This is a genomic window from Streptomyces sp. GbtcB7 (assembly GCF_019091445.1).
Classification (GTDB): Bacteria; Actinomycetota; Actinomycetes; order Streptomycetales; family Streptomycetaceae; genus Streptomyces; species Streptomyces mirabilis.
Genome location: NZ_JAGXJM010000011.1, coordinates 135,177 through 157,910, shown reverse-complemented (window position 1 = coordinate 157,910; position 22,734 = coordinate 135,177). Strand labels below are relative to the sequence as shown.

The 22,734-nt window shown below is 71.4% G+C and carries 21 protein-coding genes; 11 read left to right on the top strand and 10 right to left on the bottom strand.

What is annotated here, in order from left to right:
• Positions 1-8: 8 nt before the first annotated feature.
• Positions 9-356, top strand: coding sequence for an FAD-binding oxidoreductase (locus tag KVT44_RS19735; protein WP_217567965.1), 348 nt, complete (start codon positions 9-11; stop codon positions 354-356).
• A gap of 51 nt (positions 357-407) precedes the next feature.
• On the opposite strand, the gene KVT44_RS19730 is transcribed toward KVT44_RS19735, so the two are convergent.
• Together KVT44_RS19730 and KVT44_RS19725 are read right to left on the bottom strand one after the other, a co-directional pair.
• Positions 408-1,220 (bottom strand): TetR family transcriptional regulator, encoded by an 813-nt coding sequence (locus tag KVT44_RS19730; RefSeq protein ID WP_060901027.1) that lies wholly within the window; start codon positions 1,218-1,220, stop codon positions 408-410.
• Positions 1,221-1,356: 136 nt separating this feature from the next.
• On the bottom strand, positions 1,357-3,162 hold the full coding sequence (locus KVT44_RS19725; protein ID WP_190168045.1) for a 3-hydroxyacyl-CoA dehydrogenase family protein: 1,806 nt from the start codon (positions 3,160-3,162) through the stop codon (positions 1,357-1,359).
• Between the two features lie 376 nt (positions 3,163-3,538).
• Here KVT44_RS19725 and KVT44_RS19720 point away from each other — a divergent pair, with 376 nt between their 5' ends.
• Positions 3,539-4,108 (top strand): adenylosuccinate lyase, encoded by a 570-nt coding sequence (locus KVT44_RS19720; protein WP_217567964.1) that lies wholly within the window; start codon positions 3,539-3,541, stop codon positions 4,106-4,108.
• 142 nt (positions 4,109-4,250) lie between these two features.
• Here the strand turns inward: KVT44_RS19720 and KVT44_RS19715 are convergent, their stop codons facing one another.
• From KVT44_RS19715 to KVT44_RS19700, 4 genes are all read right to left on the bottom strand, one after another.
• The gene (locus KVT44_RS19715; RefSeq protein ID WP_217568045.1) at positions 4,251-4,787 is read right to left on the bottom strand and encodes a GNAT family N-acetyltransferase; all 537 of its coding nucleotides are present in this window, start codon (positions 4,785-4,787) and stop codon (positions 4,251-4,253) included.
• A 26-nt stretch (positions 4,788-4,813) separates the two neighbouring features.
• On the bottom strand, positions 4,814-5,212 hold the full coding sequence (locus KVT44_RS19710; RefSeq protein ID WP_143628860.1) for a RidA family protein: 399 nt from the start codon (positions 5,210-5,212) through the stop codon (positions 4,814-4,816).
• 56 nt (positions 5,213-5,268) lie between these two features.
• Entirely contained in the window at positions 5,269-6,873 is a 1,605-nt protein-coding gene (locus KVT44_RS19705; protein ID WP_217567963.1) for an alpha/beta hydrolase, read from the bottom strand.
• Positions 6,874-7,043: 170 nt separating this feature from the next.
• The gene (locus KVT44_RS19700) at positions 7,044-8,087 is read right to left on the bottom strand and encodes an Rv2578c family radical SAM protein (RefSeq protein ID WP_217567962.1); all 1,044 of its coding nucleotides are present in this window, start codon (positions 8,085-8,087) and stop codon (positions 7,044-7,046) included.
• Positions 8,088-8,236: 149 nt separating this feature from the next.
• Between KVT44_RS19700 and KVT44_RS19695 the strand changes: the two genes are divergently transcribed.
• The 4 genes from KVT44_RS19695 (at position 8,237) to KVT44_RS19680 (ending at position 14,785) form a co-directional block, all read left to right on the top strand.
• Positions 8,237-8,680 (top strand): SRPBCC family protein, encoded by a 444-nt coding sequence (locus tag KVT44_RS19695; RefSeq protein ID WP_099919809.1) that lies wholly within the window; start codon positions 8,237-8,239, stop codon positions 8,678-8,680.
• A 184-nt stretch (positions 8,681-8,864) separates the two neighbouring features.
• Positions 8,865-11,249 carry an MFS transporter gene (locus KVT44_RS19690; protein ID WP_217567961.1) on the top strand — a complete coding sequence of 795 codons (2,385 nt, stop codon included), beginning with the start codon at positions 8,865-8,867 and terminating at the stop codon, positions 11,247-11,249.
• Between the two features lie 160 nt (positions 11,250-11,409).
• Positions 11,410-13,902, top strand: coding sequence for a SpoIIE family protein phosphatase (locus KVT44_RS19685; RefSeq protein ID WP_217567960.1), 2,493 nt, complete (start codon positions 11,410-11,412; stop codon positions 13,900-13,902).
• 154 nt (positions 13,903-14,056) lie between these two features.
• Positions 14,057-14,785 carry a class I SAM-dependent methyltransferase gene (locus KVT44_RS19680; RefSeq protein WP_217567959.1) on the top strand — a complete coding sequence of 243 codons (729 nt, stop codon included), beginning with the start codon at positions 14,057-14,059 and terminating at the stop codon, positions 14,783-14,785.
• 68 nt (positions 14,786-14,853) lie between these two features.
• On the opposite strand, the gene KVT44_RS19675 is transcribed toward KVT44_RS19680, so the two are convergent.
• From KVT44_RS19675 to KVT44_RS19660, 4 genes are all read right to left on the bottom strand, one after another.
• Positions 14,854-15,552 (bottom strand): hypothetical protein, encoded by a 699-nt coding sequence (locus KVT44_RS19675; protein WP_308314047.1) that lies wholly within the window; start codon positions 15,550-15,552, stop codon positions 14,854-14,856.
• A gap of 65 nt (positions 15,553-15,617) precedes the next feature.
• Positions 15,618-17,531 (bottom strand): hypothetical protein, encoded by a 1,914-nt coding sequence (locus tag KVT44_RS19670; RefSeq protein WP_217567958.1) that lies wholly within the window; start codon positions 17,529-17,531, stop codon positions 15,618-15,620.
• 80 nt (positions 17,532-17,611) lie between these two features.
• The gene (locus tag KVT44_RS19665) at positions 17,612-17,830 is read right to left on the bottom strand and encodes a hypothetical protein (protein WP_054230284.1); all 219 of its coding nucleotides are present in this window, start codon (positions 17,828-17,830) and stop codon (positions 17,612-17,614) included.
• Positions 17,831-17,938: 108 nt separating this feature from the next.
• Positions 17,939-18,157: a hypothetical protein gene (locus tag KVT44_RS19660; protein WP_067362861.1), complete on the bottom strand. Its 219-nt coding sequence runs from the start codon at positions 18,155-18,157 to the stop codon at positions 17,939-17,941.
• A 227-nt stretch (positions 18,158-18,384) separates the two neighbouring features.
• Between KVT44_RS19660 and KVT44_RS19655 the strand changes: the two genes are divergently transcribed.
• The 5 genes from KVT44_RS19655 to KVT44_RS19635 all read left to right on the top strand — a co-directional run bounded on the left by KVT44_RS19655 (position 18,385) and on the right by KVT44_RS19635 (position 22,733).
• Positions 18,385-18,780, top strand: coding sequence for a helix-turn-helix transcriptional regulator (locus KVT44_RS19655; protein ID WP_190168052.1), 396 nt, complete (start codon positions 18,385-18,387; stop codon positions 18,778-18,780).
• A gap of 511 nt (positions 18,781-19,291) precedes the next feature.
• Positions 19,292-19,543: a hypothetical protein gene (locus KVT44_RS19650; protein ID WP_225900559.1), complete on the top strand. Its 252-nt coding sequence runs from the start codon at positions 19,292-19,294 to the stop codon at positions 19,541-19,543.
• A gap of 53 nt (positions 19,544-19,596) precedes the next feature.
• Positions 19,597-20,409, top strand: coding sequence for an SAM-dependent methyltransferase (locus KVT44_RS19645; RefSeq protein ID WP_217567957.1), 813 nt, complete (start codon positions 19,597-19,599; stop codon positions 20,407-20,409).
• Positions 20,410-20,542: 133 nt separating this feature from the next.
• Positions 20,543-21,376, top strand: a complete 834-nt coding sequence (locus KVT44_RS19640; protein ID WP_217567956.1) for a M55 family metallopeptidase — start codon at positions 20,543-20,545, stop codon at positions 21,374-21,376.
• 10 nt (positions 21,377-21,386) lie between these two features.
• Complete coding sequence (locus tag KVT44_RS19635) at positions 21,387-22,733, top strand: M20/M25/M40 family metallo-hydrolase (protein ID WP_217568044.1); 1,347 nt, start codon at positions 21,387-21,389, stop codon at positions 22,731-22,733.
• Position 22,734 lies beyond the last annotated feature (1 nt).

Below are 22,734 nucleotides of genomic sequence, written 5' to 3'. Positions count from 1 at the left end.
CCGGCACGATGGAGTTCGACCACGACCCCGACCACTTCCGCCAGTCCCGCGTGGACGCGATCGTGGCGGCGGCCCGCCCCTATCTGCCGGAGGCGGACTGGGACCACAGGGAGCAGGAGTGGATGGGCCCGCGCCCCATGACCACGGACGGCCTCCCCCTGATCGGCCCGCTCCCCGGGCACCCCGGGGTGGTCCTGGCGACCGGCCACAACATGCTCGGGCTGATGCTGGCCCCGGCGACGGGACGCCTGGTGACGGGACTCCTGACGGGAAAGCCGGACGACTCCCTGACCCCCGGATTCGCCCCCGGCCGAGCCGTCAGGAGGGGACTCGGTCCGTCTGCCGGGCGCGCGTGAGTCCGGGCGGGACCGCGCCCCCGGCGCCGGAAGGCGCCTGCGACCCGCGTTCTACGACCGCTCCCGCAGCGCCTGCTCGATGGTCCGCATGACCTGGTCCAACGGCGCGTCGACCCGGGCCACGGTCACCAGGACGTCGCCCTCGGTGAAGGCGGACGCCGGCGCCGTACGGGGCGTGGTCTCCCGCCCGGCCCCGATCCCCGTCCCGAAGGTCTTGCGGACGATGGAGAAGGCGTGGTCCAGCTGCGCCTCGACGTCACCTTGTCCCCCCGCCCGCAGCCAGCGCCGCAGAACATGGTTGTGGGCCGTGACCACGGCGGACGCGGCGACCTCCGCGAGCAGCGGATCGTCGTTGGCGTCGTCGTCATGCGCGTGCTCGTCGAAGTGGCCCAGGAGATAGCGGGTGAAGAGCCGCTCGTAGCGGGCCACGGAGGCGATCTCGGCCTCCCGGAGCGTGGGTACCTCGCGGGTCAGTTTGTAGCGCGAGACGGAGATCTCGGGCTGGGCCGCGTACATCGTCATGACTTCCTTGATGCCGCGGCACACCGTGTCGAGCGGGTGCTCGTGCGCCGGAGCCGCGTTGAGGACCGCCTCCGCGCGGATCAGGGTGTCGTCGTGATCGGGGAAGATCGCCTCTTCCTTGGAGCGGAAGTGGCGGAAGAACGTGCGGCGGGCCACCCCGGCCCGGGCCGCGATCTCGTCGACGGTGGTCGCCTCGTACCCCTTGGTCGCGAACAGCTCCATGGCCGCGGCCGCCAGTTCTCGGCGCATCTTGAGCCGTTGGGCGGCGGCGCGACTGCCCGCGGCGCTCTCCGGAGCGTCGGGCGTGGCTGGTGTACGTGAGGACTTGGCGGGCTGGGACATGACCCGAACGTACTGCATGTGCGCAGGGGAACGCGCATGTCCGGGGAACCCCCCGCCCTCGATGGGCGGGGGGCTGCCGGCCGGGCCGAGCAGCCCGCCCCAGTCGGCGGTGTCGGGCAGCCGGTCGCCGGGACGCTCAGCGGCGGGCATATTCGCGGAAGCCGCGGCCCGTCTTGCGGCCGAGGCAGCCCGCGGCCACCAGGTGCTCCAGGAGCGGCGCGGGGGCGAGACCCGGGTCGCGGAACTCGCGGTGCAGCACCTTCTCGATGGCGAGCGAGACGTCCAGACCGACGACGTCGAGAAGTTCGAACGGCCCCATCGGGTAGCCGCCGCCCAGCCTCATCGCGGCGTCGATGTCGTCGAGGGTGGCGTAGTGCTCCTGGACCATCTTGATCGCGTTGTTCAGGTACGGGAAGAGCAGCGCGTTCACGATGAAACCGGCCCGGTCCCCGCAGTCCACCGGGTGCTTGCGGATCTTCCCGCACAGCTCACGGACCGTGGCGTGCACGTCGTCCGCGGTCAGGACGGTCCGGACCACCTCGACCAGTTTCATCGCCGGCGCCGGGTTGAAGAAGTGCATGCCGATCACGTCCTGGGGGCGTGAGGTGGCACGGGCGCAGGCGACGACGGGCAGCGAGGAGGTGGTCGTGGCGAGGATCGCGCCGGGCTTGCAGACCTTGTCGAACACCCCGAACAGCTGCTGCTTGACCTCCAGGTCCTCGGCCACCGCCTCCAGGGCGAGATCGACGTCGGCGAAGGCGTCGTACGAGCCCGCCGGGACGATCAGGTCCAGGGTGCTCGCGGCGGCCTCGGCGGTCATCCGGCCCTTGTCGACCGAGCGGGCCAGGGACTTGCCGATGCGGGCCTTCGCGGCCTGTGCCTTCTCCTCGGTGCGGGCGGCGAGGACGACCTCGTACCCGGCCTTCGCGAAGACCTCGGCGATGCCGGAGGCCATGGTCCCCGAGCCCGCGACGCCCACGGAGCGGACCGTGCGGCCGGGGACCTCGGGGCCGCCGGAGAGGGGGGTCAGCGCGTCCCGCACGACCGTCGCGCTGCCGGGCGCCTCGTAGGAGTAGAAGCCGCGCCCCGACTTGCGGCCGGTCAGGCCCGCCTCGCTGAGCTGCTTGAGGATGGGCGCGGGGGCGTGCAGGCGGTCGCGGGACTCGGCGTACATGGCCTCCAGGACCGTCCGCGCGGTGTCGACGCCGATGAGGTCGAGCAGCGCGAGCGGGCCCATGGGCAGCCCGCAGCCGAGCTTCATCGCGGCGTCGATGTCCTCGCGGGAGGCGTATTTGGCCTCGTACATCGCGGCGGCCTGGTTGAGGTAGCCGAACAGCAGTCCGTCGGCGACGAAGCCGGGGCGGTCGCCGACCGCGACGGGCTCCTTGCCGAGGTCGAGCGCGAGGTTGGTGACCGCGGTCACGGCCGTGGGCGCGGTGAGCACCGAGGAGACGACCTCGACCAGCTTCATCGCGGGGGCCGGGTTGAAGAAGTGCAGGCCGAGGACGCGCTCGGGGCGGGCCGAGTCGGCGGCCAGGCGCGTCACCGAGAGGGCGTTGGTGCCGGTGGCCAGGATGGTGTCCGGACGCACGATGCCGTCCAGCGCCCGGAAGACCTGCTGCTTGATGTCGTACGACTCCGGGGTCACCTCGATGACCAGATCGGCGTCGGCGGCGGCCGCGAGGTCGGTGAAGGTGCGGAAGCGGGGCAGAGCGTCGGCGCGCTCCTGCTCGCTGAGTCGCTCGCGTCGCACGGCGCGGGCGGTGGAGGCTTCGAGGGCGGAGACGGCCTGGGCGGCCGCTGCCTCGCTGATGTCGATGCCGATGACCTCGCGGCCGGCCCGGACGAGGACCTCGGCGATGCCGGTGCCCATCGTGCCGAGGCCGACGACGGCAACGGTCTTGATGGGGGACAGAGGGGTGTCGGACAGGGGAGTTGCCATCGCGGGACTCCAGGAAGAGGGTGACGACTGAGGAGCGCACGCAGGTACGCCCAGGAGGCGCACGGAGTGCGGAGAGTGCGGGTGTTGCCGGGCTGACGAGCGCACACGCCCGGTGCCGTCCAGAGGGGGGTGCCCGCGAGGGCGCACCCAGGGAACGGTGAAGCCGACCGGCCCTGTCCCGGAGCCGTGTCGTACTGAGGTACCTGAGGTACCGAACCGACTGCTCTCACGGTGGCTGCGTCACCAGGCCACCGCAAGCAAGACGCGAGTGGGTAACTCGCTCGTCTGAGCTTAACCCGCCGGTAACGAGCGCGCCAGCCCCCGAGTTTGTGATGTAGGTCCCGGAGCGACGGGGACCGCGCCTAGGCTCGGCTTCATGGACGAAGAGTTGCGATCACTCACGGAGCGTCTACGAAACGAGGCGGGGGATTCGCCGGCGTACGAGCGACTCGTGGCGACCGAGGATCCGAATGTGCTGGCCGACGCGCTGACCGCGCCCGGACAGCCCTTGTGGGCCCGGGAGTTGGTCGCCTTCCGGCTCGGACTCGCCGGGGACCGGCGGGCCTTCGAGGCGCTCGTCCTGCTGCTGAACCACCGCGACCCACAGCGCTGCGCGTCCGCGGCGCACGCGCTCGCGCACCTCGGCGATCCGCGCACGGCCCGCGCGGCGGCCGCGCTCGCCACCAACGAACTGCGCGTCGCCTACGCGCTGCATCCCGTACGGCTCCTGGTCGAGCTGCGCGCCCCCGAGGCCGTACCGGCGCTGATCACCACCCTGGGGCGCAGGCTGCGCCCCCACGACCCCTACCGCGGAGTCGCCCTGGCCTGTGTGGAGGGGCTCGGGGCGCTGGGGGACGTACGCGCGAGACCCGTCCTGAACGAGGCGCTCGCCCATCCGGTACTCGCCGAGGCGGCCGTGCACGCGCTGGCCCGACTGCCCGGGTGACACGGCGGGCGGCCGACGGGCCGCCTCCCGCAGCGCCTCGTCGACCGTGCTCACCGTGTCGTCGCGCTCCGGACCCGGCCCTTCGAGCGTAGTCCGTGACGTCCGCACGGGAACGGGTCGTAACCGCAAAGATGTTCCCGCGCTACGGGCGCGCCCCGGTGCCGGCGCCCGGGCGCGTGAGGGTGCGGGCGTACCGGACCTCGGGCACCGCGACACCGTCCACATCGAAGGGCTCCTCGCCACCGTCGGGTCCGAATCCGGCCTGGGCGTAGAACCGACGTGCCCTGGTGTTTCCCTCTAGCACCCACAGCAGCATGCGCTCGTGCCCCGCGGCGGTGCAGCGGGCGATCGATTCCGTGAGAAGCGCGCGGCCCACCCCGGCCCCGACCCGCTCGGGATCGACGTAGATCGCGTACAACTCGGCCGCCCCGACGCCGTCGCCGCGGGCTTCGTCGTCCCGGTACGGGCCGTGGCAGGCCCAGCCGACCACCTCGCCGTCCCGCTCGGCGACCAGGTTCACGATCGCGCCGCCGCCCCGCCCGAAACGCTCGCGCCGCCGGGCCGCGTCCTCGGCCACGCTGAGCGCGTCGAGGTACGCCTCGGGCATCAGCCCCCGGTACGCGGTCTGCCAGCCGCGGATGCGGATCTCGGCCACCCGCTCGCAGTCCGAGAGGACCATCTCCCGGATCAGGACCGGGAGTGCGCTCACTCGTCCACCACCGCGTACGCCTCGATCTCCATCAGGAACTCGGGGCGGACCAGCGCGGCGACCTGGACCGCCGACGCGGCCGGGAGGCGGTCCGCGGGTATGTGGGCGTCGCGGGCCGCGCGGACGGCCGGCATGTGGGCCATGTCCGTGACGAAGAAGGTGAGTTTGACGACGTCGTCGAAGGTCGCCCCGGCGGCGGCCAGGCAGCGGCGCAGGTTCTCGAACACCTGGCGGGCCTGCGCCGCCGCGTCGCCCGCGCCGACGAGCTTGCCGTCCTCGTCCAGGGCGAGCTGCCCCGAGACCGCGACGAAGCGGCCCGTGCCGAGGACGACATGCGAGTACGCGGCGGCGGGGGCGACCCCGTCGGGGGCGGGAATGCGGGTCAGCTCACTCATGCGTCCATGGTGGACCATGGGTCTGACAACGCCCCCGACGGGCCGTCAGGACGTGCTCAGCCGCGGTGGCCGAGCAGCCCGTGCAGCGTCGCGCCTGCCGAGGACGCACCGCCCGAGGCGGTGGACAACGCAGCCTTCGTGCTCTTCGGCTCCGGGTCCGGCAGCTTCTTGCACACCGCGTCGGCCACGCCGCTGCCGTGCGGCACCTTGCCGTTGGTGAGGTACGCCGCCAGGTACTTGTCCAGGCAGGCGTTCCCGCTCAGCGTGATGCCGTGGTTCCCGCCACCCTGTTCGACCACCAGGCTGGAGCCGCGCAGTGCGTGATGGACCGTCACGCCGCCCTCGTAGGGGGTGGCCGCGTCGTTCGTGGCCTGGAAGAGCAGCGTCGGCGGCAGCGCCTTGTTGGCGATGTTCACCGGCCGCAGCGTCTTCGTCGGCCAGAACGCGCACGGCGCGTTGTACCAGGCGTTGTTCCAGGCCATGAACGGCGCCTTGCCGTACACCGCCCAGTTGTCCTTGCGCCACTGGTTCCAGTCGCGCGGCCAGGAGGCGTCACGGCACTGCACGGCGGTGTAGATGCTGTAGCCGTTGTCGCCGGAGGCGTCGATGGCGCCGAGGTTCTCGTAGGCCGCGACGAGGGGGGCCGTCTTCTTGTCGTTCACGTAGGCCGCGAACGCCCCGGCGAGGGTGGGCCAGTAGCCGTTGTAGTAGCCGCCCGGGATGAAGGTGTCCTCCAGTTCGGAGGCGCCCACCTTATTGCCCGCGGGGTTCTTGGCGAGCGCCCCCCGCATGGCGTACCACTTGGCCTCGACCCCGGCCGGGTCCGTGCCGAGCTTGTAGGTCGCGTCGTGCTTGGCGACCCAGGCCATGAACGCCTGGTGGCGGTCGTTGAAGGCGTAGTCCTGGGCGATGTTGTCCTCGTACCAGACACCGGTGGGGTCGACGATGGAGTCGAGCACCAGTCGGCGTACGCGCTGCGGGTAGAGCTTCGCGTACACGGCACCGAGGTAGGTGCCGTACGAGTAACCGAAGTAGTTGATCTTCTTGGCGCCGAGCGCGGCGCGGATCGAGTCCATGTCCCGGACCGCGCTCACCGTGTCGATGTACGGCAGCAGGTCGGCGTACTTCTTGCCGCACGCCTTGGCGAAGGCCTTGGCGCGGTCGAGGTTGGCCTTCTCGATCGCGGGGGTGCTGGGCACGGAGTCCGGGCGCACCGGGTTGAACGACCCGGGCCTGCAGTCCAGGGCGGGCTTGCTGGCGCCGACGCCGCGCGGGTCGAAGCCGATGACGTCGTACTGCGCCGCCACTGCCTTCGGCAGCGAGGAGGCGACGAATCCGGCCAGCGAGAGCCCGCTGCCGCCGGGACCGCCCGGGTTCACCAACAGCGGCCCCTGGTACGTCTTCGCGGTGTGCGGGACGCGTGAGAGGGCGAGGGTGATCTGCCGGCCGTGGGGCTTGGAGTGGTCCAGCGGCACCTTCAGGGACGCGCATTGGAGCGTCGGATAGCGGCTGGTCCCGCACTTCTTCCAGGTGGGTTTCGCGGTGATGAGGGTGGTGCGCGGTGCGGTCGCGGAACCGGCGCTCGCGTCGGCGGGGATCGACGTGATCATCCCGGCCAGCACGGCCGCCGCCCCGCACAGAGCAGCTGCGCGTTTCTTCACAGAGCCTCCCAAGGACGGAGGATTTTGAGCCGTGCACGCCACGGCCTTCGCCGCATCGTCCCGGAAAGGGGCCCCGGAAGAACTCGTTCTGGAAAGTCTTGACCCAATTGAGCCGTGTGATCCGCTCGGATGCCGTCAGGGACGGTCCGGGCAACGGCCGTTCGCCGTGGTCAGAGCAGGGTTAGCTGGGTCGGCTCCGGCGCCACGGGCTCGGCGGGCTCCGCGGGCGCGGCGATCCTGCGGGGCATCCCCGCGCGCGTGGGACCGATGCCGTACTCCTGGGCCAGCTCGTGGACCTGACGGGTGATCCGGCGCTGGTACCACTTCGGGGCGTACGCGCCCTCCGCGTACAGCCGCTCGTAGCGCCGTACGAGATACGGGTGGTAGTGCTCCAGCCAGGCCATGAACCACTCCCGGGCGCCGGGCCGCAGATGCAGTACGAGCGGGGTCACCGAGGTGGCCCCGGAGGCCGCTATCGCCCGTACGGTGGCGCGCAGTTGGGCCGGGCTGTCGCCCAGGAAGGGGATCACGGGGGCCATCAGGACCCCGCAGCCGATGCCGTGGTCCGTGAGGGTGCGCACGACGTCCAGACGGCGCTCCGGGGCCGGGGTGCCCGGCTCGACGGTGCGCCACAGCTGGGAGTCGGTGAAGCCCACGGAGACCGAGATCCCGACGTCGGTGACCTCGGAGGCCTGCTTCAGCAGGTCGAGGTCGCGCAGGATCAGCGTGCCCTTCGTCAGGATCGAGAAGGGGTTCGCGTGGTCGCGCAGGGCCGCGATGATGCCGGGCATCAGCCGGTAGCGGCCCTCGGCCCGTTGGTAGCAGTCGACGTTCGTGCCCATCGCGATGTGCTCGCCCTGCCAGCGGCGCGAGCCGAGCTGGCGGCGCAGCAGTTCCGGCGCGTTGACCTTCACCACGATCTGGGAGTCGAAGTCGAGTCCCGTGTCGAGGTCCAGATAGCTGTGGGTCTTGCGCGCGAAGCAGTACACACACGCGTGTGTGCAGCCCCGATAGGGGTTGACCGTCCATTCGAAGGGCATGCGCGAGGCCCCCGGTACCCGGTTCACGATCGAGCGGGCCCGGATCTCGTGGAAGGTGATGCCACGGAACTCCGGGGTGTCGAACGTACGGGTGGTCACCGCGTCCGCGCCGAACAGCGCGGCGTCCCGGGCGCGGTCCCCGGCGGGGTCCGCTGTGAGGTTGTCCCAGCGCATGACGCCTCCTCGATAGCACTGGCCACAGAATAGAACACATGTTCCCTTGATCGTGCGACCGCAATTTCGGGGCCCCGATTTGGGGGGTCGGGCCGCCGGGTGGTTGGCTTGCCGCACACCCCGAGTCACCAAGTGCTGGAGGAAGTGCAATGGCGCAGGTCGAGGCCACGACGGAGCGGGTCATCGCGGCGGACGCGGAGGCGGTGTTCGACGCCCTGGCGGACTACAGCGGCACGCGCGCGAAGCTGCTGCCCGAGCACTTCAGCGAGTACGAGGTGCGCGAGGGCGGGGACGGCGAGGGCACCGTCGTCCACTGGAAGCTCCAGGCCACCAGCAAGCGGGTGCGCGACTGCCTGCTCGAGGTCACCGAGCCCACCGACGGCGAGCTCGTCGAGAAGGACCGCAACTCCTCCATGGTCACCACCTGGCGGGTCACCCCGGCCGGCGAGGGCAAGTCCCGCGTCGTCGTCACCACCGTCTGGGACGGCGCGGGCGGCATCGGCGGCTTCTTCGAGAAGACCTTCGCGCCCAAGGGCCTCGGCAGGATCTACGACCTGGTGCTCGACAGGCTCACCACCGAGACGCAGAAGTAGCCAGGACCTACGCCTCTTTGGCGGGCGCACGGCCCAAGAGGCAACTCTCCGGGGCGCGTTGTCACTCTCACCGGTTCGAGTGGATGTCCTCGCGCCGCGGCGGTACGCCGTAACTCGTCGTGCTTGCTCACAGTTGTCGCGATAAGCGGGAATTGTGCGGTGGGCGCGACGAGGGGAGCGGTACGTGGGCGGGATCACTCTGGTGCAGGACGAACCGGCTGCCGCGCCTCCGCGGCACTCCCCTCCACCGGCCCCCGGGACCGCCCGCCTGAGCCCGCGCCAGGTGCGGCTGGTCTTCTTCGGGCTCATGCTCGCGCTGCTGCTCGCCGCGCTCGACCAGATGATCGTGGCCACCGCGCTCCCGAAGATCGTCGGTGAGCTGCACGGCCTGGGCAGGATGTCCTGGGCGATCACCGCCTATCTGCTGACCTCCACCGTCGGACTCCCCGTCTACGGCAAGCTCGGCGACCTCTTCGGCCGCAAGGGCGTCTTCCAGTTCGCGATCGTCGTCTTCGTGGCCGGTTCGGCGTGCTCGGGACGCGCCCAGAGCATGGACCAGCTGATCGCCTTCCGAGCGATCCAGGGCGTCGGCGCGGGCGGCCTCATGATCGGCGTGCAGGCGATCATCGCGGACATCGTGCCGCCTCGCGAGCGCGGCCGCTTCATGGGCCTGATCGGCGCCGCCTTCGGCGTCGCCTCGGTCGCGGGGCCCCTCCTCGGCGGCTATTTCACCGACCACCTCTCCTGGCGCTGGTGCTTCTACATCAACGTGCCCTTCGGCCTGCTCACCCTGGCCGTCGTCACCGTCGTGCTGAAACTGCCCAGGCCCCCCGCGCGCGGACGCGTCGACGTACTCGGTGTGCTGCTGCTGGCCGCCGCGTCGACCTGCCTGGTCCTGCTGACCAGCTGGGGCGGAACCGAGTACGCCTGGGGCTCACGGGTCATCATGGGGCTCGGCGCGGGCGCGCTCGTCGCGACCGTCCTCTTCTTCGTCGCCGAGCGCTTCGCCACCGAACCCCTCATCCCGCCGAGGCTGTTCAAGGACGGCGTCTTCAACATCACCGCCCTGGTGGGGCTCGTCATCGGCGTCGCCCTCTTCGGAGCGGCCAGTTATCTGCCGACCTTCCTGCAGATGGTCGACGGGGCCAGCGCCACCGAGTCCGGACTCCTGATGCTCCCCATGATGGGCGGCATCGTCGGCGCCTCGGTCGTCTGCGGGCAGCTCATCAGCCGCACCGGCCGCTACAAGATCTATCCGGTCCTCGGCAGCGCCCTGTCGGCCCTCGGCATGTGGCTGCTGTCCCGCCTCGAAGTCGACACGCCCCGCCTGCAGTACAGCGTCTGGATGGCCATCCTCGGCGCCGGCATCGGCATGGTGATGCCGGTCCTGGTCCTCGCCGTGCAGAACTCCGTGCGCCCCGCCGACCTCGGCACCGCGACCAGCGCCAACAACTACTTCCGGCAGATCGGCGGCAGCGTCGGCGCCGCCATCTTCGGCACGCTGTTCGCCCATCGGCTCTCGGACGCGCTCGCCGACCGCCTGCCCCCACGCACCGGCCTGCCCGACCCCGAGTCCATCACCCCGCAGCTCGTCCACTCCCTGCCCGGGGCCCTGCGCGACGACTACGTCCGCGCCTACGCGGACGCCATGCCGCGGATCTTCCTCTATCTCGTCCCGGTGCTCGTCCTGGGCCTGCTCATCGCCTGCTTCCTCAAGGAGAAACCGCTGGTGTCCCACAACGCCCCCATCGCCGACCCGGAAGCCGCACGGGTGAACGCCCCGATCCCGCAGGCCCGTTCGTCCTACGCCGCCGGGATCCCCGTCTGCGGCACCGTGCAGCACCCCGACGGGACCGTCGTGCCGCGCGCCGCGCTCACCCTCATCGACATCGCCGGACAGCAGATCGGGCGGGGCGCCAGCGGCGAGGACGGCCGGTACGCGCTGTCCACGCCCGGGTCTGGGTCGTACGTCCTGATCGCCGCGGCCGGCGGCCACCAGCCGCAGGCCGTCTCGGTGACCATCGGCGAGCGCCCCGTGGAACTGGACGTCGTCCTCGGCGGCGCGGGACGCCTCGCCGGGAGCGTGCTGACCGCGGACGGCAGTCCCGTGCGCGACGCCACCGTCACGCTCACCAACGTCCACGGGGAGGTCGTGGCCACCACCCGCAGCGGACGCGAAGGCGGCTATGTCATCACGGAGCTGGTGGCGGGCGAGTACACCCTCGCCGCCAGCGCGCCCGCGTTCCGCCCGGCCGCCCTCCCCGTCAGCGTGCAGGCCTCGCGCGAGACCCGCCAGGACGTCGAACTCGCGGGCGGCGCCGTGCTGCGCGGCACCGTGCGGGCGGGCGGCGGCCGGCCCGTCGAGGACGCGCGGGTGACGCTCCTGGACGCCGCGGGGAACGTGGTGGACACGCTCACCACCGGTGCGGACGGGGCGTTCCGGTTCGTCGACCTGTCCTCCGGCGAGTACACCGTCATCGCGGCGGGCTACCCGCCGGTGGCCACCGTGCTGCAAGTGGCCGGTGGGGGGCGCACGGAGCGGGATCTGCAGCTCGGCCACGAGGACTGAACGGCCGCCGCGGGCCCCTTCGTGGAGGCGGGCGGTGCGCCGGAGCCGCCCCCCTGGAAAGGTCAATTCCCGTATTGCCACACATCGCGACGGGCCGCAGCCGTACGGTAGTGAAGGCGGCACAGATCTTGCGGAGCCGTGGGGAGGAAGGGCCTCGGCCATGGACAGCGGCACAGCAAGTGGCACGGAAAGTGGCACCGCGAGTGGCACCGAAGCGGGCGCACCTCACAGCCGCGGAGCTGGGGACGGCGCGGTGGAGCACACCGAGGCCGGCCGCATCCCGCTGGCCGTGGTGGTCGTCGACCGCGACGGACTGGTGTCGCACTGGAGCACCGGCGCCCGGCGCCAGTTCGGCGTGTCCAAGGAGGACGCGGTGGGCCGCCCCGCCGTCGACCTGCTCCCCGTCTCCGGCGCGCTCCCCGAAGAGGACGAGATCGCGCCCTACGGGGCGTACGCGGCGTACGACGGACTCGGCCCCGGCCTGGAGTCCTCCCTCGGCGGACGGTTCTCCTACCCGGCCGCCGGACGCGCCCGGCTCACCGTGCCCGAGCGGGACCGCGTGGACGTCCTGTGGTGGGCGTACCCGCTGGTCGGCCCCGGACCGGAGCGGCTGCTCGTGCTCGCCGCCGACGCGGACGCGCTGCGCCACGAGGACGAAGAGGTGGCCATCGAGCGCATCGCGCCCGGCTTCGCGCTGCACACCGACTTTCCCGGCGCCGAGGAACTGGCCCGCAGACTGCCCGAGATCCTGCCCAGCATGAGCGTGGTCGAGGGCGCCCGCATCGTCTCCCAGGTACTCGAACTAGGCTACCCCGTCCTGGAGTTCAGCCAGAACGACCGGGTGCCGGTGACTCCCGACTGGGGTGTGCCCCGGCGCGCCGAACGCAAGGCGCGCCGTGAGTGGGCGGCGCGCGCGGCGGCCACCGGCGAGCTTCTGCCGCAGGAGTTCCAGGACGAGGAGGGCGAGGACCTCGAGTACGTCGCCGTCCGCGAACGCCTGGAGTTCCTCAACGAGGTCAGCGGACGCATAGGTACCTCGCTCGACCTCGCGCAGACGATCCTCGAGGTCAGCCGGGCCGTGGTGCCGCGCTTCACGGACGTGGCGGGCACCTATCTGCGCGAACAGGTCGTCGCCGGTGAGGGCTTCCCCGACGGTGTGCCCGACACGACCACCATGTGGCACCGCGTCGCCGTCGAACACACCGACGAGCCCGGCCGCTGGGACGACGTCGTGCCGGTCGGCGAGGCCATGCCGTTCCCCGCGCACACACCGTTCTTCCAGTGCATGACCACCGGTGAACCCGTCCTCGTGCCGCGCATCAGCGAGCAGATGGGGCACATGATCGCCGCGCAGTTCGAGAAGCGCGACATCAGGCCGCTGATCACCAACCGCTCCATGCTGGTCGTGCCCCTGAAGGCCCGCAACGTGGTCCTCGGGTTCATGATCCTGCTGCGCCACCCGGAGCGCGTCGAGTTCAACGACATGGACCGGGTCACCGGCGCCGAACTCGCGGCCCGCGCGGGCCTCGTCCTCGACAACGCGCGCATGTACACCTACCAGGAGAGCGTCGCCGAGACCCTCCAGGACAGCATGCTGCCGCACATCGCGCCCCGCATGGCCGGCTGCGACATCGCCACCCGCTATCTGCCCGGCACCCTGCTGGGACGCGTCGGCGGCGACTGGTTCGACTCGGTGAAGCTGCCCGGCTCCCGCACCGCCCTCGTCGTCGGCGACGTGATGGGCCACGGCCTCAACTCGGCCGCGATGATGGGCCAGTTGCGTACGGCGGTGCAGACCATGGCGGCGCTCGACCTGCCGCCCGCCCAACTCCTGCGCAACCTCGACGATCTGGCCCAGCGGCTCGGCGAGCACTATCTCGCGACCTGTCTGTACGCGGTCTACGATCCCATCGCCGGCGAGCTGGAGATCGCCAACGCGGGCCACATCCCGCCCGTCCTGGTCCGTGCCGAGGACGGCCACAGCGAACTGCTCGACCTGCCGACCGGCGCGCCCATCGGGGTCGGCGGCGTGCCCTTCGAGGCGGTACGCGTGCCGGTGGCGCCCGGCGACCGGCTCGTGATGTGCACCGACGGCCTGGTCGAGGTGCGCGGCGAGGACATCGGCGTCGGCCTCGCCACGCTCTGTGAGTCCGCCGCCCACCCGGCCGCGTCCATGGACGACGCCTGCGACACGATCATCCGCTCCCTCAACACCCGTGGCGGCCGCAAGGACGACGTGGCCCTGTTGATGGCTCGGCTCAACGGCATCGAACCCGAGGACGTCGCCGAGTGGCGGCTCTCGCTCGACCCGGTCGAGGCCGGCCGGGCCCGCACCGTGGTCCGTGAACAGCTCCACGACTGGGGTCTGGCCCGGCTGGCCGACCCGGCCGAGTCGATGGTCAGCGAACTGGTGACCAACGCCGTACGGCACGCGCACAGCCGCCGGATCGAACTGCGGCTCGTGCGCGGCGACACGCTGCTGTGCGAGGTGGCCGACGACGACCACACCCTGCCGACGCTGCTCAGCGCGAGCCCCGGCGACGAGTTCGGCCGCGGTCTGCGTATCGTCAGCACGCTGGCCCGCGAGTGGGGCACGAGCCGCACCAGCGCCGGCAAGACCGTATGGTTCGAACTGACCCTGCCGAGGCGCTGATCCGGGGCGCTGACCCGGGGGGCGCGTACCGGCGTACCGGATCGAAATGAACCGTGCAGGAATGCGCCGCACGCTTGTCGACGCCCGCCCGGCGCGATAGACCGATCCCGCCCGCCATCCTCGGCGGGCCGTGGTGGCGACCTGGGGAGCGGGCATGAGCGTGACACATCGGTACAGGGAGGCCTGGGAGGGCTTCTGGGGCGAGGCCCCCGACGAGCAGGGAGCCGTCTTCTGGGACGCGGACCCCGCACTGACCGCGGGCGTCCACCTCGCCCTCTTCGAGCCGTACCTGTCGGCTCACGATCTGCCGGTCGTGGACCTGGGCTGCGGCAACGGCACCCAGACCCGCTTCCTCGCCGACCGCTTCCGGCATGTGGTCGGCGCCGACCTCTCGGCCGCCGCTCTCGAGCACGCCCGCCTCGCCGATCCGGCGGGCCAGGCGACGTACCGGCTGCTCGACGCGGCCGAGAAGACCGAGGCGCAGACCCTGCACGCGGAGCTGGGCGACGCCAACGTCTATATGCGGGGCGTGCTTCACCAGTGCGAGCCGGACGACCGCCAGCCGCTGGTGGACGCCCTCGCCACCCTGGTGGGGGAGCGCGGCCGGGTCTTTCTCGTCGAACTCTCCGAAGCCGCCCGGCCGGTCCTGATGGGCCTGGCCCGGGGCTCCGACGGACCGCCGCCCAAGCTGGCCCCCATCTTCCGGCACGGCATCGCGCCCGGTGAGGTGTCCGACGACGCGGTCCCCGACTACCTCCGCGCGGCGGGCCTCACCGTCCTCGCGAGCGGTGAACTCCCCCTCGTGACGACCGAGTTCACGCCCGAGGGCGCGCGGATCGAGCTGCCGTCGAAGTGGCTGGTGGCAGGTCGCACGGCCGGCTGAGCCGCACGCACGGGTACGGCGTCACCTGCCGGTCGGTGACGCCGTACCCCTTCATGGTGGCCGTTGGGTCAGTGGCCGGGCCAGCCGTCCAGGTGACGGTGGACCGCGACGGCGGGCGCGTCCGGAGCCTTCGGTGCGCCTGCCACCGCGTCGTGCAGTACGGCGGTGACCTCCGCGGCCAGCGAGTCGGCCTGCGTCTTGAGGTCGGCCGCCGGGATCTTGGACCGGGTCAGGTCGTCCAGCCTGCGATGGATGTCGGCGAGCTTGCGCTGCGCGGTGGCGTCCAGGGTGAACGGACGGGCGGTGGACACCACGAACTGGTAGGCGCCGGCGAGGGTTTGGCAGCCGTCGCAGTGCTCGTTGGTCGCGTCGCTGAGGTTCACCGCGTTCAGGTGGGTGTTCTGGCCCGCCAGCGTGACGATCTGGAAGGACAGTGCGACCGACCGGCAGTGCGCGTCGACCGAGCAGCCGACGGAGACCGCGCCTGCCTGGTTGCGTACACCCACCGCCTTCGCCGTGCCGAGCTGCCGCACGGTGAAGGAGTCCTTGACCTGGGTCGGATGCGCCCGGTCGGCGTGACTGAAGGTGTGGTCCTCCGCGACGGCGTGGCGGGCGACCGAGCCCGCCGCCGCGGTGGCGGCCTGGGCCGGGACCGCCGCGGCGATACCGGCCGCGCCTGCCGCGAACAGGCCTATGCGCATGGCTCGTTGGGAGAGACCCCGGCCGGCTGGGCGAGGCTTGCGGTGCGTGTTGGGATGGGTACTCACATGGGTCTCCTGCGGTCGTGGTTCGGCGGGACGACGGCCACCGGGCTGGTGATCGCCGAGGGCGGTCACGGGGTGGCCGGGCTCGGTGCGCCGGTCGCGCTGACGGATTCGGTCGGCGTCGGAGGATCCGTCGAGGGCGCCGGTGCGGACGACGAGACGGACGGCGACGGGCCGGGCGGCTCGGACGGACCCGCGGGCGGACCGGCCGAGACGGAACCCGTCGCGCCCGGACCGCCGGCCGGTGTGGTCGGCTTCGTGGACGGGGAGGCGCCGGGTGACGTGGAGGCGGAGGCGCCCGCGCTGGGCGAGGCCGACGTGCTCGGCGCGGTGGTGGCCGTGGAGCCGGAGGACGCGGCGCCGGACGGCAGGGCCGCCGAGGTGTCGGACGGTGACGTGTGCGGCCGGGGCGCGGTCGCGGGCCGGGCGGGCGGCTCGGCCGTGGACACGCCGGGCTGGAGGATCGGCGCGATCGGCGGACGCTTCGGCAGCGGCTCGGGTGTCACACCGGACACCCACGCGTAGCTCAGCGAGCCGAGGCCCAGCAGTGCCAGCGCGCACAGTGCCACCCGCAGCCGGGGCTTGTCCGCCGTCGACCGCTTCGCGGCGCGGAAGACCCGGCCGCCCATCTTGAGCGACAGATAGACCACGCCGGCCATCGGGCACAGCAGCATGAAGCAGCCGATCACGCCCATCAGGGCCGCGGCGATCTGACCGCCCGCGAAGGCGTCCCCGGTTCCCACGACCTGGTCGGTGAGCGAGCGGACCATCGTCGCGACGATCCGCGGCAGGTTCCACAGCGCGTACCCGAGCTCGCCGATCAGCAGCGGCACCATGGTGAGGACCCAGGTGGTGATGATGGTCCGGGACGACTTCTTGAGCCCGACGACCTCGGCGCGCGCCGCCGTGCCGCGCCGACCCGGCACCGTGCTGAGCAGAATCGGTTTGATCTTGCCGTAGAGGTCCGGGACGCCGGCGAGGTCGCCCAGGATGTAGTAGCCGTCCAGCCGGACGGCCGGCATCAGCTGCTCCAGGATCTCGAAGTGCCCGAGATAGACCGTGGCCAGGAAGAACTGCTGTCCGGTGGCGAAGTACGCGCCCGCCATCCCGAGCATGAAGACGACGTTGAAGTACACCCCGCCCAGGTCGGTACGGAGCCGTCCGGCCCGGCCGATCCGGTAGATGTCCGTCACGTCGGTGTACATGGACGGCCAGATGAGGAAGAGCCCGCAGCCGATGCAGCCCGGCCGTGCGCCCCCGTATCTGCACGCCGAGGCGTGGCCGAACTCGTGGAAGACCAGCGAGGCCACGGTGAGCGCGAACACGACGAGCATCAGGACCGGCTGGTCGAGGACCTGGAGCACGGGTTCCACCGCGCCGAAGAAGCCGAACAGCCACACGTCCATGGCCACGGCCGCCGCCAGCATCAGCACGACCACCGTGGGGCGGTGCAGCCAGGCCAGCGAGCGGGCGATCCGGCCCGCCCTGCGCTCGTTGAAGATGATCCGGTGCCCCTTGAGGGCGAGGAGCAGGTCGGAGCGCGGCGCCGAGACCTCGTCCTCCTCCTTGCCCTCCGGCACGGTGACGCCGAGCGGGTCGAGTTTCTCCTCGACCAGGAAACGCACGTTGTCGGCGCTGAGCTCGCGGCCGTAGCGGGCGCTGACCCGGTGCGAGATGGTCTCGATGTCGTTCACGCCGTCGATCGCGGAGGCGACCAGGTACAGCAGCCGTGACAGCTGCACGACCTGGCCGTCTCCGCGGCGCGCGATGTACTTGGGCTCGGTGAAGCCCGAACCCTGGTACTCCCCGTGCAGTTTGAGCCCGGAGCTCAGTCGAGGCACCGGCAGCACCTCGACGCCGGCGCCGACAACCGGCAGGCTTCCCGTGGCGAACTGCTCGTAGGTGACCGGGATTCCCCCCGGTCCCGGCACCGGCGACCCGGTGTCGTACAGCAACGCGGGCCCGTCCCCCAGTGCCGTCATTTCTGGTCCTTCCCCCCCAAGGGCGGACCGCGCCCGCCCCCGGGCGCGGTCCGCCGAACAGCCGTTGTGCGTGGCGGGTGTTACTGCGTGACGTTGATCGCCTGGTTGGCGCTGGACTCCGCCACCGACCAGCTGGAGTGGTCGTTCAGGGCGGCCGACTCGTTGTGGGCGCTGATGTTGGCGACGTGCTTGGTCACGTTGGTGGTGCGGCCGAAGCTGAACTTCAGGCGGCCCAGGGCCTCGCGGCCGGGGAGGAGCTCGGCGGACTCGGACTGCAGCTCGTTCATGTCCATGCTCATGGGATGTCCTTTCGGGACGTGGTTCGTTGATCCGGGTGTGGTGATGGCACAGAGGCGGATGCGGGCGAGCATCCGGTGATGTGGAGGCGGGCGAGCCTCCGGTGCCGATTACTGGTGGACGTTGATGGCCTGCGAGGCGCCCGAGGACGCGTCCGACCAGCTGGAGTGGTCGTTCAGGGCGGCCGACTGGTTGGAGGCGTCGATGTTCGCGACGTGCTTGGTCACGTTGACGGTCTTGCCGAAGCTGAACTTCAGCCGACCGAGGGCCTCGCGACCCGGCAGCAGCTCAGCGGTCTCGGTGTCGAGTTCACGGTTGTCCATCATGATCAATTCCCCCTCAGGGATGGGCATTTCCGATCGGACACAGGCTGGTTCCCCCCAAACTCTGTCCAATCTGGTCGGACGTGCTGTCCAACGAGATTGGACAGTAGTAGCCCTGGAGCTCGCCGCGCAAGCGGTTCGGGGAAAGACTTCTGGGGCCGGAGCGAAGCCCCACGTAGAATCGATCCCGCTTGGAAGAGTTCCGCCCGGCGGCGAGCAGGAAGTGACCATCGGTGGCCAACGCACTGCAGCAGATCATCAGAGATCGCCTCGACCGCGAAGGCTGGTCCTACGGCGAGGTGGCACGTCGGGGCGGCATTCCGCGCTCCACCGTCCACCACTTGGCCACGGCCGAGCGGGTGGTGCGCATGCCCCAGCCCAGCACGCTGGAGGGGCTGTCCAAGGGGCTTGGACTGTCGTTGGACACCGTGCGGCGGGCCGCCGCGGAGGCGTGCGGCATTCATGTCTACGCGGCCGACGCCCCGCCCGTCGAAGGCGCGCCCGGCGCGCCGGCCGACCCCGAGGTCGACCTGCTCATCGCCAGCGTCCAGCAACTCTCGGCCGACGACCGCCGCCATGTCGCCGCGCTGGTCGAGTCCTTGCTGGGCCGCGACGCGCGACGCGGCTAGGTCCTGTCGGGGCGCGCCGCGCGGGGCGGGTGGTGCGTTGGCAGGCGTCCGCGGGTACGGGGGCCCTCGGTGCCGGAGGGCTGCCCGGTCGGCGGACAGTGGCCGACCCTGCCCGGGTGGCAGTCGTCTCCGGAGGGGTGTGCGTCCGCGTCTACGAGGGTGGCTTGCATTCGGGTGATGGGGGGCGGAGTGGCGTCGTAGGGGCGGGTGGACTTGGGTGGCGGTGGTGCTGCGGGGGTCTGCGTCGGATGTCGGAGCCCCTCGTCAAGGGGACGTTGACCTCGGTTCGGTCCGTACGGTTGCTCCGTCGGAGGCACCCCGGAGGCTTTGGCCCGGTCAAGGGCCGTACGGCGAAGACGCCCGTCCGAGTGCTCCGGTTCCGCTTCCCGGGGTTCCCGGTAAAAGAATCCAGAACGGCCGAAACCCCCAAGATCCGCAGCTAGTCTCTCATTCTGCTCGGGGCACGTGAGCCGCACGACCCCTGTGTCACCCAGGGGGACATGTGCTGTTCGTGCACGGAGGACCCACCACCGCAGTGGTGCGGGGCAGTACGGGAGAGTCCGTCGTCCTCCTCTCCGGTGAGCTGCCCGACATACTGACCGAGGGCGCACTCACCGAACTCCTCGACCTCGCCGCGGCCGTCCTCGACGAGGAGGAGCTGAAACTCTTCCGGCGCTGCCTGGACGCCCTCGTCCGGGGCGAGGGCGGCACCCCGCGCCGCATCGAACTCGACGGCGTCGTGCTGACCGTTTACGAGGACTGATCCGGGCGATGCTAGCCCTCTGAACCGTTGCCGGAGTGCCGGGAGGGGAAGCCGTGGGGGAGAGCAGAGGCCCGTTGGGAGAGCCGGGGCACCTGAACACGGGCGTGGCGCACAACGCCCGGGTCTGGAACTACTGGATCGGCGGCCGGGACAACCACCCAGTCGACCAGGCGGTCGGCGAGCAGGTCGCCACGATGTTCCCGGTGATCCGCGCCGTGGCCCGGGCCGACCGCGACTTCCTGGGCCGCGCGGTCCGCTTCCTGGCCGGGGAGCGCGGGATACGGCAGTTCCTGGACGTCGGCACCGGACTGCCGACCCTGGACAACACCCACGACATCGCCCAGCGGATCGCCCCCGAGTCGCGGATCGTGTACGTCGACAACGACCCCGTGGTGCTCGCCCACGCCCGCGCGCTGGTGACCGGCACGCCCGAGGGCGCCACCGACTACCTCGACGCCGACGTCCACGACCCCGACGCCGTCATGCGGGGCGCCGCGGGAACCCTCGACCTGGGCCGGCCCGTCGCCGTCATGATGCTGGGCATCCTCAACTTCGTCCTGGACACCGACGAGGCACGCGACATCGTGCGCCGGATCATGGCCGCGCTGCCCTCCGGCAGCTGTCTCGCCCTGACCCACCCCACCACCGACGCCGACCTCGGTGGCGAGGGCAACGTCGCGGCCATGAGGTTCTGGAACGAGAACGCGACCCCGCCGATCACCGCCCGTGGCCGCGCGGAGATCACCACCTTCTTCGAGGGCCTGGACCTGCTCGACCCGGGCCTCGTCTCCTGCGCCCAGTGGCGCGCCCGGCCCGGCACCGGCGCCGTCCTCCCGCAGTACGGCGCCGTCGCCGTGAAACCCTGACGGGACCGGTCGGGGCGGTCGGGTCCGGTCGGCGTGGTGACGTCCGTGGAGGGCCTCCTGGCCCGGCCGTGCGGCGCCACGTAACGTGACACGACATGGAGACAGCCGCTGACCTGTGCCGGAAGGGTGTGTCGTGAAGATCCTCATCAGCGCCGACATGGAGGGCGCCACCGGGGTGACCTGGCCCGCCGACGTGTTGCCGGGGACCCCGCAGTGGGAGCGCTGCCGGCCGATGTTCACCTCGGACGTCAACGCCGCCGTCCTCGGCTTCTTCGACGGCGGCGCCGACGAGGTACTGATCAACGAGGCCCACTGGTCCATGCGCAATTTGTTGCTGGAGCAGCTCGACGACCGGGCCGAGATGATCACCGGACGCCACAAGACGCTGTCCATGGTGGAGGGCGTCCAGCACGGAGACGTCGACGGGATCGCGTTCGTCGGCTACCACACGGGCGCCGGCACGGAGGGCGTCCTCGCCCACACCTACCTCCCCAACTCGATCACCGGCGTGTGGGTGAACGACGTACGGGCCAGCGAGGGGCTGCTCAACTCCCATGTCGTCGCCGAGTACGGGGTGCCCGTCGTGCTCGTCACCGGCGACGACCTGACCTGCGAGGACGCGCTCGGCTACGCGCCGGAGGCACTCAAGGTCGCCGTCAAGGACCATGTGTCGCGGTACACGGCGGTCTGCCGCACACCGGCCAGGACCGCCGCCGACATCCGGGCCGCGGCCAAGGCGGCGGCATCCCTGGCGGTACGTCAAGAACCGCTGGTGGGGGGCCCGTTCACGGTGGCACTCGAATTCGACGCCGAGCACCTGTCGATGGCGGCCACCGTCGTGCCGGGCGTGCGGCGTGTCGGGGAGCGCAAGGTGGAGTACACCAGCGACACCATGTACGAGGGGATTCGCACCTTCAAGGCGGTCACCACGATCGTCTCGGCCGCGGTGGAGGAGCAGTATGGCTGAGCAGAGAGCCATGAACGAGTGGACTGTGGACGAACGGCCCACGGACGAGCGGGCCGTGGACGAGCGGGCGTTGGACGAGGTCGTACGTTTCACCTCCGATCTCATCCGCTTCGACACCACCAACCGGGGCGGCGGCGACTGCCAGGAGCGCCCCGCCGCCGAGTACGCCGCCGCGCGCCTCGCCGAAGCGGGCCTCGACCCCACACTGCTGGAGCGCACCAAGGGCCGTACGAACGTCGTCGCCCGTCTCGAAGGCACCGACCCGTCCGCCGACGCGCTGCTCGTCCACGGTCACCTCGACGTGGTGCCCGCGCAGGCCGACGACTGGAGCGTGCACCCGTTCTCCGGGGAGGTCCGCGACGGGGTTGTGTGGGGCCGCGGCGCGGTAGACATGAAGAACATGGACGCGATGATCCTTGCGGTCGTACGCCTGTGGGCGCGCCTCGGCGTCAGGCCCCGGCGCGATCTGGTGATCGCGTTCACGGCCGACGAGGAGGCGAGCGCGCAGGACGGCTCCGGGTTCCTCGCCGACCGGCATCCGGGACTGTTCGAGGGCTGTACCGAGGGCGTCAGCGAGTCCGGGGCGTTCACCTTCCACGACGGCGCGGGCCGGGAGCTGTACCCGATCGCGGCGGGGGAGCGCGGCACCGGCTGGATCAAGCTCACCGCGCGCGGGCGGGCGGGCCACGGCTCCAAGGTGAACCGGGCGAACGCGGTGACCCGGCTGGCCGAGGCGATCGCCCGGATCGGCGCGTACGAGTGGCCCCTCAGGCTCACTCCGACCGTCCGCGCCGCCCTCACCGAACTCGCCACGCTGTACGGCGTCGACGCCGACCTGGACGATGTCGACGGGCTCCTCGACAAGCTCGGGCCCGCCGCCGCGCTCGTCGAGGCGACGGTCCGCAACAGCGCCAACCCGACCATGCTCAGCGCCGGTTACAAGGTCAACGTGATTCCGGGGGAGGCCGTCGCCCACGTGGACGGCCGCTATCTGCCGGGCGGCGAGGAGGAGTTCCGCACGACCCTCGACCGGCTCACCGGACCGGACGTGGAGTGGGAGTTCCACCACCGCGAGGTGGCCCTCCAGTCGCCGGTGGACTCGCCGACGTACGCCAAGATGCGTGCCGCCGTCGAGGAGTTCGCGCCGGAGGGGCACGTGGTGCCGTACTGCATGTCGGGCGGTACGGACGCCAAGCAGTTCTCGCGCCTAGGCATCACCGGCTACGGCTTCGCCCCGCTCAAGCTCCCCGAGGGCTTCGACTACCAGGCCCTCTTCCACGGAGTCGACGAACGCGTTCCCGTCGAGGCGCTGCACTTCGGCGTCCGCGTCCTCGACCGCTTCCTGCGCACGGCCTAGA

What these genes read in the sequence shown, in the direction of transcription:
- KVT44_RS19735 (WP_217567965.1), top strand. Translation starts at nt 9, where the DNA reads ATGGAGTTCGACCACGACCCCGACCACTTCCGCCAGTCCCGCGTGGAC.
- KVT44_RS19730 (WP_060901027.1), bottom strand. Translation starts at nt 1,220, where the DNA reads ATGTCCCAGCCCGCCAAGTCCTCACGTACACCAGCCACGCCCGACGCT.
- KVT44_RS19725 (WP_190168045.1), bottom strand. Translation starts at nt 3,162, where the DNA reads ATGGCAACTCCCCTGTCCGACACCCCTCTGTCCCCCATCAAGACCGTT.
- KVT44_RS19720 (WP_217567964.1), top strand. Translation starts at nt 3,539, where the DNA reads ATGGACGAAGAGTTGCGATCACTCACGGAGCGTCTACGAAACGAGGCG.
- KVT44_RS19715 (WP_217568045.1), bottom strand. Translation starts at nt 4,787, where the DNA reads ATGGTCCTCTCGGACTGCGAGCGGGTGGCCGAGATCCGCATCCGCGGC.
- KVT44_RS19710 (WP_143628860.1), bottom strand. Translation starts at nt 5,212, where the DNA reads ATGAGTGAGCTGACCCGCATTCCCGCCCCCGACGGGGTCGCCCCCGCC.
- KVT44_RS19700 (WP_217567962.1), bottom strand. Translation starts at nt 8,087, where the DNA reads ATGCGCTGGGACAACCTCACAGCGGACCCCGCCGGGGACCGCGCCCGG.
- KVT44_RS19695 (WP_099919809.1), top strand. Translation starts at nt 8,237, where the DNA reads ATGGCGCAGGTCGAGGCCACGACGGAGCGGGTCATCGCGGCGGACGCG.
- KVT44_RS19685 (WP_217567960.1), top strand. Translation starts at nt 11,410, where the DNA reads ATGGACAGCGGCACAGCAAGTGGCACGGAAAGTGGCACCGCGAGTGGC.
- KVT44_RS19680 (WP_217567959.1), top strand. Translation starts at nt 14,057, where the DNA reads ATGAGCGTGACACATCGGTACAGGGAGGCCTGGGAGGGCTTCTGGGGC.
- KVT44_RS19670 (WP_217567958.1), bottom strand. Translation starts at nt 17,531, where the DNA reads ATGACGGCACTGGGGGACGGGCCCGCGTTGCTGTACGACACCGGGTCG.
- KVT44_RS19665 (WP_054230284.1), bottom strand. Translation starts at nt 17,830, where the DNA reads ATGAGCATGGACATGAACGAGCTGCAGTCCGAGTCCGCCGAGCTCCTC.
- KVT44_RS19635 (WP_217568044.1), top strand. Translation starts at nt 21,387, where the DNA reads ATGAACGAGTGGACTGTGGACGAACGGCCCACGGACGAGCGGGCCGTG.